We start from the raw sequence: 7,112 nt of genomic DNA, 5'->3' as shown, positions 1-7,112 counted from the left end.
CGCTCGACAGCTCCTACAGCCCAGCGGGAGCAAGCTCCTCGCCACAAAAGCAACATCATCCAACCAGGAGGACGTCATGGAACGACACAGCTTCACCCCCTCGATCACCGCCCTCCTCCTGCTTATCCCCGCCTGCGCGCTGGCCGCTCCCGACCCGCCGCGCCAGGCCCAACTCCAACATCTTCTGGACCAGGACTGTGGCGCCTGCCACGGCCTGCGCCTGACCGGCGGCCTCGGCCCGCCGCTGACCCGTGAAGCCCTGGCGGGAAAATCCCGCGACAGCCTCATCGCCACCGTTACCCTGGGCCGCCCCGGCAGCGCCATGCCCGGCTGGGCGCCACTGCTCGGCCCCGACGACATTCGCTGGCTGGTGGACCGGCTTCTTCAAGGAAAACCCGCCCGATGATCCGTTCCCTTCTGTCCATTGCCACCGCTGCAATCCTGCTCGCCGGTTGCGCCCAGCCCACCTTGCGCGGCACTGGCGACTTGGGCGTAGTAGTTGAACGCGCCAACGGCAGCCTGCAAATCATCGAAAGCGACAGCCACACCCTGCTCGCCCGCGTCGAAGGCCTTGGCGATCTTTCCCATGCCTCGGTGGTGTTCTCCCGGGACCAGCGCTACGCCTACGTGTTCGGTCGCGACGGTGGCCTGAGCAAAGTCGACCTGCTGACCGCCCGCATCGACCGCCGCATCCTCCAGGGCGGCAATAGCATCGGCGGCGCGATCAGCCAGGACGGCAAGCTGATCGCCGTCTCCAACTACGAACCCGGCGGCGTGAAAGTATTCGATGCCCGTACCCTGGAACAGATTGCCGACATCCCGGCCACGCCGCTGCCGGACGCCGGCAAACGCTCCCGGGTGGTGGGCCTGGTGGACGCGCCGGGCCAGCGTTTCGTGTTCAGCCTGTTCGACACCGGCGAGATCTGGACCGCCGATTTCAGCGATGGACCTAAGCCGCGCATCGAGCGTTTCACCGGCATCGGCCAGCAACCCTACGACGCGCTGATCACCCCGGACGGGCGTTACTACATGGCCGGGCTCTTCGGTGAAGACGGCATGGCGCAACTCGATCTCTGGCATCCGGAGCATGGGGTCAAGCGCGTGCTCGGGCATTACGGACGCGGCGAGGCCCGGTTGCCGGTGTACAAGATGCCGCACCTGGAAGGCTGGGCCGTGGCCGACCAACAGGCCTTCGTGCCCGCCGTCGGTCACCATCAGGTGTTGGTGTTGAACGCCACGACCTGGCAACAGGTCGATGCCATCGCCGTCGCCGGGCAACCGGTGTTCGTCACCGCGCGGCCGGACGGACGCCAGCTCTGGGTCAACTTCGCCTATCCGGACAACGACCGGGTCCAGGTCATCGACACCCAGACCCACGCCATCGTCGCCGACCTGCGGCCCGGGCCCGCGGTATTGCACATGGAGTTCACTGCGCGCGGCGACCAGTTATGGCTGTCGGTCCGGGATGGCGGTGAAGTGCAGGTCTGGGATCCCTATCGACTGGAACGGATCGGCACGCTGCCGTCGCTGAGCCCCAGCGGCATTTTCTTCAGCAGCCGCGCGCACAAGCCAGGGTATTGACCATGACATCCAGCGCTCTCGCCCGCCGCTTGATCGATCGCTTCCAACACGGCCTGCCGCTGTGTGCCGAACCCTTCAAGGCCATGGCCGACACCCTGGGCTGTAGCGAGGCCCAGGTCATCGACTGCCTCCAACACCTGCAACTGGCGGGGACATTGTCGCGCGTCGGACCGGTGTTCGAGCACAGCCGGGCTGGCGCCAGCACCCTCGCCGCCCTCGCCGTGCCGCCGGAGCGCCTGCACCAGGTGGCGGCGCGCGTCAGCCAGTATCCGGAAGTCAATCACAACTACGCACGGGAGCATCGCTACAACCTCTGGTTCGTACTGACCGGCCCCGACCGCGCCCACCTGGACACCATCCTCCAGGAACTGGAGCAGGACACCGGCCTCACGCCGCTGGACCTGCCCATGCTCACCGCCTACCGCATCGACCTGGGCTTTGCCCTGGAGACAGCCCCATGAACATCACCCTCAGCGAGGCACAATCCATGGCGCTGCGCCGCCTGCTGGAAACCGGCCTGCCCCTGACCCCGCGCCCCTTCCAGGCCTTGGCCGAACAGATCGAGGCCAGTGAAGCGCAGGTGCTCGATCAGATGCGGTTATGGCACGAACAAGGCTTGTTCCGCCGCGTCGGCCTGGTGGTCAACCATCGGGCCTTGGGGTTCTGCGCCAACGCCATGCTGGTGCTGGACGTGCCCGACGCCTTGGTCGATGAAGTCGGGCGACGCCTTGGCCAAGCCCCGGGCATCAACCTTTGCTACCAACGGCCACGGCGCCTGCCGCAGTGGCAATACAACCTGTTCTGCATGATCCACGGGCGCCAGCGCGACCGCGTCGAGGCCCAGGTGCAGGCGTTGCTCCAGGAACATCTGCTGGATGACCTGCCCCACCAATTGCTGTTCAGCACGCACCTGTTCAAGCAATGCGGCGGACGTTTCGCCGCACCGGCCGGAGCCTCGATCGATGGATGACCTCGACCGCCGCCTGATCAATCGCCTGCAACTGGGCTTGCCGCTGGTGCGCCATCCCTGGGAACACCTGGCCCGCGAGCTGGACAGCAACAGCGCCGAGCTGCTGGACCGGCTGCATGAGTTGCTCAACGAAGGCGTGCTGACCCGTTTCGGCCCGATGTTCGACATCGATCGCCTCGGCGGCGCGTTCACCCTGGCCGCCCTGGCCGTGCCCGAAGCGCGTTTCGACGCCATCGCCGAGCTGCTCGCCGACATGCCCGAGGTGGCCCACAACTACCGCCGCGAGCACGCCTGGAACATGTGGTTCGTGCTGGCCTGCCCCAGCGAACAGGCGATCGCCGAGACCCTGCTGCGCATCGAGCGGCTGACCGGCCTGGCGCCGCTGAACCTGCCCAAGGAGGAGACCTACCATGTCGGCCTGTATTTCCCGGTTTGACTCGTTGCACGTGGAAGAAACCCCGCTGGCGCTGCGCCTGGTCGAACTGACCCAGGCCGGCCTGCCCTTGCTGGAAGATCCCTGGAGCTGGCTCGCCGAGCAACTGGGCCTGAGCGTCGAGTCCACCCTCGACCTGCTCAAGCGCCTGCAGGCCGAAGGCGCGATCCGCCGCATCGCCGCCGTGCCCAACCACTATCGCCTCGGCTACCGCCACAACGGCATGACTGTCTGGGATGTCGCCGACGCCGACATGCCGCGCCTCGGCGCGCTGTTGGGTGAGCAGCCCTTCGTCAGCCATTGCTACCGCCGACCGCGCCGCCCCGGCTGGCGCTACAACCTGTTCGCCATGGTCCACGGGCGCAGCCGCGAGGAAATCGACAGCTACCGCGAGCACCTGCGCTATCTGCTGGGGGATGCCTGCGCCGCCGACGACATGCTGGTGAGCAGCCGAATCCTGAAGAAAACCGGCCTGCGCCTGACGCCGACCGCGCGCTGAGCCTGCACGCCAACCCCTGCACGCCAACCGAAGGAGCGTTTTATGTTGAGGATCAGCCATTACCTGCGCGCCCTGGCCGGGCAATGCCCCGCTCCACGCGTCGCGCCCCCCGGCAGTCGCCGCGCGCCGGTGGTGATCTGGAACCTGCTCAGGCGCTGCAACCTGACCTGCAAGCATTGCTACGCAACCTCCGCCGACAGCGTGTTTCGCGATGAGCTGGACACTGCCGAAGCCCTGCAAGTGATCGACGACCTGCACGACGCTGGCGTGCGGGTGCTGATCCTGTCCGGCGGCGAACCGTTGCTGCGCGAGGACCTGTTCCAGCTCAGCGCCTATGCCCGCGCCAGGGGTTTCTTCGTCGCCCTGTCCAGCAACGGCACGCTGATCGACGCCACCAACATTGAACAGATCGCGGCAGCGAGCTTCGACTACGTGGGCATCAGCATCGATGGCCTGGAAGCGACCCACGATGAGTTCCGGCAACTCAAGGGCAGTTTCGCCAGTTCCATGGCGGCGATCCGGCTCTGTCGCGCGCGCGGGATTCGGGTCGGATTGCGCACGACCCTGACCCAGCAGAACCATTTGCAGTTGCCCACCCTGCTGGAACTGATGAATGAATACGACGTGCAGAAGTTCTACCTGTCCCATCTCAACTACAGCGGTCGCGGCAAGCGCAGCCGCAAGCTCGATGCCCACCAGCAGATGAGCCGCGAGGCGATGGAGTTGATTTTCGAGCGCGCCTGGGCGGACGTCGAACAGGGCCGCGACAGTGACTTCGTCAGCGGCAACAACGACGCCGACGCGATCCTGCTGCTGCAATGGGCCGCACGGCGCCTGCCCCAACACTCCGCCGCGCTGGAGCAAATGCTGCGGGCCTGGGGCGGTAATGCATCCGGTGCCGGCATCGCCAACATCGACAACACCGGCGAGGTCCATCCCGACACGTATTGGTGGCAGCATTCGGTGGGCAATGTCCGCCGGACACCGTTCAAGACCCTCTGGCTGGAGCGCCCCGAGCCGCTCCTCGTCAAGCTGCGCGAACACCCGCGCGCCGTCGGCGGACGCTGCGGCCAATGCCGCTGGCTGGCGATCTGCAACGGCAACACCCGCACCCGCGCCTGGGCCGACGGCGACCTGTGGGGCCAAGACCCCGGTTGCCACCTGAGCGATGAAGAAATCGGCGTGCACGCGATTCCCAGCGTGGCGCTGAACCCGATATAGCCCGATAGCCCGACGGCGAACCTGATGAAGAACCAAGGAAGTCCCATGCCTGCCCCCATCGTTTTGCCCGCTGCCCTGCAATCGTCCTTCCGGCCTGGGGAAGTCGCCCTGGTCGGCGCCGGCCCCGGTGATCCGGGCCTATTGACGTTGCGGGCCTGGAGCCTGCTGATGCAAGCCGACGCGGTGGTTTATGACCGCTTGATCAGCCCGCAATTGCTCAGCCTGATTCCACTGGCGTGCGCCCGCCATTACGTCGGCAAGGCCGCCGGTTGTCACAGCCTGCCCCAGCCGCAGATCAACCAACTGTTGGCCGATCTGGCGGACCAGGGCCAGCGAGTCGTCCGGCTCAAGGGCGGCGACCCGTTCATCTTTGGCCGTGGCGCTGAAGAGCTGGAGTACCTGTTGTCTCGCGGCATCGACTGCCAGGTGGTGCCCGGCATCACTGCCGCGGCCGGCTGTTCGGCCTATGCCGGGATTCCGCTGACCCATCGCGACCTGGTCAACTCCTGCCGGTTCATCACCGGTCATTTGCAGCGCGATGGCGAGCTGGACTTGCCGTGGCAAAGCCTCGCCGATGACAGCCAGACGCTGGTGTTCTACATGGGCTTGTCGAACCTGCGCACCATTGCCGAGCGATTGATGGCGGCCGGGCTCGCGGCCGACACCCCGGCGGCGTTGATCAGCAACGGCACGCGCCCTGACCAACAGGTGCTGCGCGGCACGCTTGGGGCGTTGCCGAACATGGCCCAGGCCTGCCTCGACGGGCTGCCCACATTGACCGTGATCGGCAAGGTCGTCGGCCTGTTTGCCCAGCAGCCGGTGCAGCATCCGGCGCGTATTCATCCGACGCCACAGGCTCAACCCTTCGCCTCGAAGGTGGCGTCATGAAGGGCTGGTGGTTCACTCCGGTGCTGTGGATCAGCGTGGCCCACGGTGCGGACTTCAAAGGGCCGGACCTGGACCAGGCCGAGCGCAACTATCAGCAGCACTGCCAGCAATGCCACGGCGTCAATCGCATCGGCGCAGCCGGGCCGGCGCTGTTGCCGCAAAGCCTGAGCCGGATCAAGCCCGCCGAAATCCGCCAGGTCATCGAAAACGGCCGCCCCGCCAGCCAGATGGCAGCGTTTGGCGCCGTGCTGGATGCCGCGCAGATCGATGGTCTGACCGACTATCTCCAGCGCCCACCCGCCGTCGAGCCGACCTGGAACGAAGACGACACCCGCCGCAGTCATCGCCTGCTGGCGGATCTCGCCACCCTGCCGGACAAACCCCGGCACAACGCCGACCCGCTGAACCTGTTCGTGGTGGTGGAGGCTGGCGATCATCACGTCGATATCGTCGACGGCGATCGCTTCGAGGTGCTGGCGCGTTTCGCTTCGCATTTCGCCCTGCACGGAGGCCCGAAATTCTCCCCGGACGGCCGCTTCGTCTATTTCGCCTCACGGGACGGCTGGATCAGCCTGTACGACCTGCACAACCTCAAGCTCATCGCCGAAGTCCGCGCCGGGCTCAATACCCGTAACCTGGCGGTGAGCAAGGACGGTCGCTGGGTGCTGGTGGGCAATACCTTGCCGGGCAATCTGGTGGTGCTGGATGCCCGTGACCTGTCGCTGGTCAAGACCGTTGCAACGGTCGGGCTGGACGGCCAGGCATCGCGGGTCAGCGCGGTCTACACCGCCCCGCCCCGGGACAGCTTCATCGTCGCGTTGAAGGACGTGAAGGAGGTCTGGGAGCTGTCCACCGGTCCGAACCCGGACTTTGTGCCGAGGCGCATCGAGGCCGAGGATTACCTGGATGACTTTTCCTTCTCGCCCGACTATCGGCAGCTACTCGCCACCTCGCGCAAGGCCCAGGGCGGGCAAGTGATCGACCTCGACACCGGACGGATCGTCACGGATATTGCGCTGCCGGGCATGCCGCACCTGGGCTCGGGGACCTATTGGAAACGCGATGGGCATTGGTTGTTCGCCACGCCCAATATCAGCAAGGGGCTGATTTCGGTGATCGACCTGAACACTTGGAAGGTCATCAAGCAGATTCCCACCCTGGGGCCGGGCTTCTTCCTGCGCAGCCATGTCAATTCCCGCTATGCCTGGACCGACGTGTTTTTCGGCCCTGACAACGATGCCATCCACCTGATCGATAAACAGACCCTGGAAATCGCCCATACCCTGCGCCCAATGCCCGGCAAAACCGCCGCCCACGTCGAATTCACCCGCGACGGCCGCTACCTGCTGCTGAGCATCTGGGACACCGACGGCGCGCTGATCGTCTACGACAGCAACACCCTGAAGGAGATCAAACGCCTGCCGATGAACAAACCATCGGGCAAGTACAACGTGGGCAACAAAATCGAGTTTGCCGAAGGGACCTCGCACTGACCTGGCATTGCGGGGGTCTGCTGCGCA

Annotated in this window: 9 protein-coding genes; all 9 read left to right on the top strand. The window is 65.8% G+C overall.

Annotation, left to right across the window (positions count from 1 at the left end; genetic code table 11):
- Window positions 1-76: 76 nt before the first annotated feature.
- The 9 genes from OC610_RS17700 to OC610_RS17660 are packed head-to-tail and all read left to right on the top strand — an operon-like array spanning window position 77 to window position 7,085.
- A complete protein-coding gene (locus OC610_RS17700; RefSeq protein ID WP_264429421.1) occupies window positions 77-406 on the top strand; it encodes a c-type cytochrome in 330 nt (109 codons plus the stop codon).
- Window positions 403-1,581, top strand: coding sequence for a cytochrome D1 domain-containing protein (locus tag OC610_RS17695; protein ID WP_264429420.1), 1,179 nt, complete (start codon window positions 403-405; stop codon window positions 1,579-1,581). The genes OC610_RS17700 and OC610_RS17695 overlap by 4 nt, the downstream gene beginning before the upstream one ends.
- A 2-nt stretch (window positions 1,582-1,583) precedes the next feature.
- Window positions 1,584-2,042, top strand: coding sequence for an Lrp/AsnC family transcriptional regulator (locus OC610_RS17690; RefSeq protein ID WP_264429418.1), 459 nt, complete (start codon window positions 1,584-1,586; stop codon window positions 2,040-2,042).
- Entirely contained in the window at window positions 2,039-2,551 is a 513-nt protein-coding gene (gene ahbB / locus OC610_RS17685) for a siroheme decarboxylase subunit beta (RefSeq protein WP_264429417.1), read from the top strand. The genes OC610_RS17690 and ahbB (OC610_RS17685) overlap by 4 nt, the downstream gene beginning before the upstream one ends.
- A complete protein-coding gene (locus OC610_RS17680; RefSeq protein WP_264429415.1) occupies window positions 2,544-2,987 on the top strand; it encodes an Lrp/AsnC family transcriptional regulator in 444 nt (147 codons plus the stop codon). The genes ahbB (OC610_RS17685) and OC610_RS17680 overlap by 8 nt, the downstream gene beginning before the upstream one ends.
- Window positions 2,962-3,483, top strand: a complete 522-nt coding sequence (ahbB, locus tag OC610_RS17675) for a siroheme decarboxylase subunit beta (RefSeq protein ID WP_264429414.1) — start codon at window positions 2,962-2,964, stop codon at window positions 3,481-3,483. Before OC610_RS17680 ends, ahbB (OC610_RS17675) begins: the two co-directional genes overlap by 26 nt.
- A 42-nt stretch (window positions 3,484-3,525) precedes the next feature.
- Window positions 3,526-4,704, top strand: coding sequence for a heme d1 biosynthesis radical SAM protein NirJ (gene nirJ, locus OC610_RS17670; RefSeq protein WP_264429413.1), 1,179 nt, complete (start codon window positions 3,526-3,528; stop codon window positions 4,702-4,704).
- A 45-nt stretch (window positions 4,705-4,749) separates the two neighbouring features.
- Entirely contained in the window at window positions 4,750-5,592 is an 843-nt protein-coding gene (gene cobA, locus OC610_RS17665) for a uroporphyrinogen-III C-methyltransferase (RefSeq protein WP_264429412.1), read from the top strand.
- Window positions 5,589-7,085: a cytochrome D1 domain-containing protein gene (locus tag OC610_RS17660; RefSeq protein ID WP_264429411.1), complete on the top strand. Its 1,497-nt coding sequence runs from the start codon at window positions 5,589-5,591 to the stop codon at window positions 7,083-7,085. The genes cobA and OC610_RS17660 overlap by 4 nt, the downstream gene beginning before the upstream one ends.
- Window positions 7,086-7,112: the final 27 nt, after the last annotated feature.

The sequence above is a fragment of the Pseudomonas agronomica genome (genome assembly GCF_025917275.1).
Taxonomy (GTDB): domain Bacteria; phylum Pseudomonadota; class Gammaproteobacteria; order Pseudomonadales; family Pseudomonadaceae; genus Aquipseudomonas; species Aquipseudomonas agronomica.
The sequence above is the reverse complement of the archived record's forward strand: the minus strand, read 5'-3'. Positions and strand labels throughout refer to the sequence as shown.

Coding starts and splice junctions, on each gene's coding strand:
- OC610_RS17700 (WP_264429421.1), top strand. CDS start 77: ATGGAACGACACAGCTTCACCCCCTCGATCACCGCCCTCCTCCTGCTT.
- OC610_RS17695 (WP_264429420.1), top strand. CDS start 403: ATGATCCGTTCCCTTCTGTCCATTGCCACCGCTGCAATCCTGCTCGCC.
- OC610_RS17690 (WP_264429418.1), top strand. CDS start 1,584: ATGACATCCAGCGCTCTCGCCCGCCGCTTGATCGATCGCTTCCAACAC.
- ahbB (WP_264429417.1), top strand. CDS start 2,039: ATGAACATCACCCTCAGCGAGGCACAATCCATGGCGCTGCGCCGCCTG.
- OC610_RS17680 (WP_264429415.1), top strand. CDS start 2,544: ATGGATGACCTCGACCGCCGCCTGATCAATCGCCTGCAACTGGGCTTG.
- ahbB (WP_264429414.1), top strand. CDS start 2,962: ATGTCGGCCTGTATTTCCCGGTTTGACTCGTTGCACGTGGAAGAAACC.
- nirJ (WP_264429413.1), top strand. CDS start 3,526: ATGTTGAGGATCAGCCATTACCTGCGCGCCCTGGCCGGGCAATGCCCC.
- cobA (WP_264429412.1), top strand. CDS start 4,750: ATGCCTGCCCCCATCGTTTTGCCCGCTGCCCTGCAATCGTCCTTCCGG.
- OC610_RS17660 (WP_264429411.1), top strand. CDS start 5,589: ATGAAGGGCTGGTGGTTCACTCCGGTGCTGTGGATCAGCGTGGCCCAC.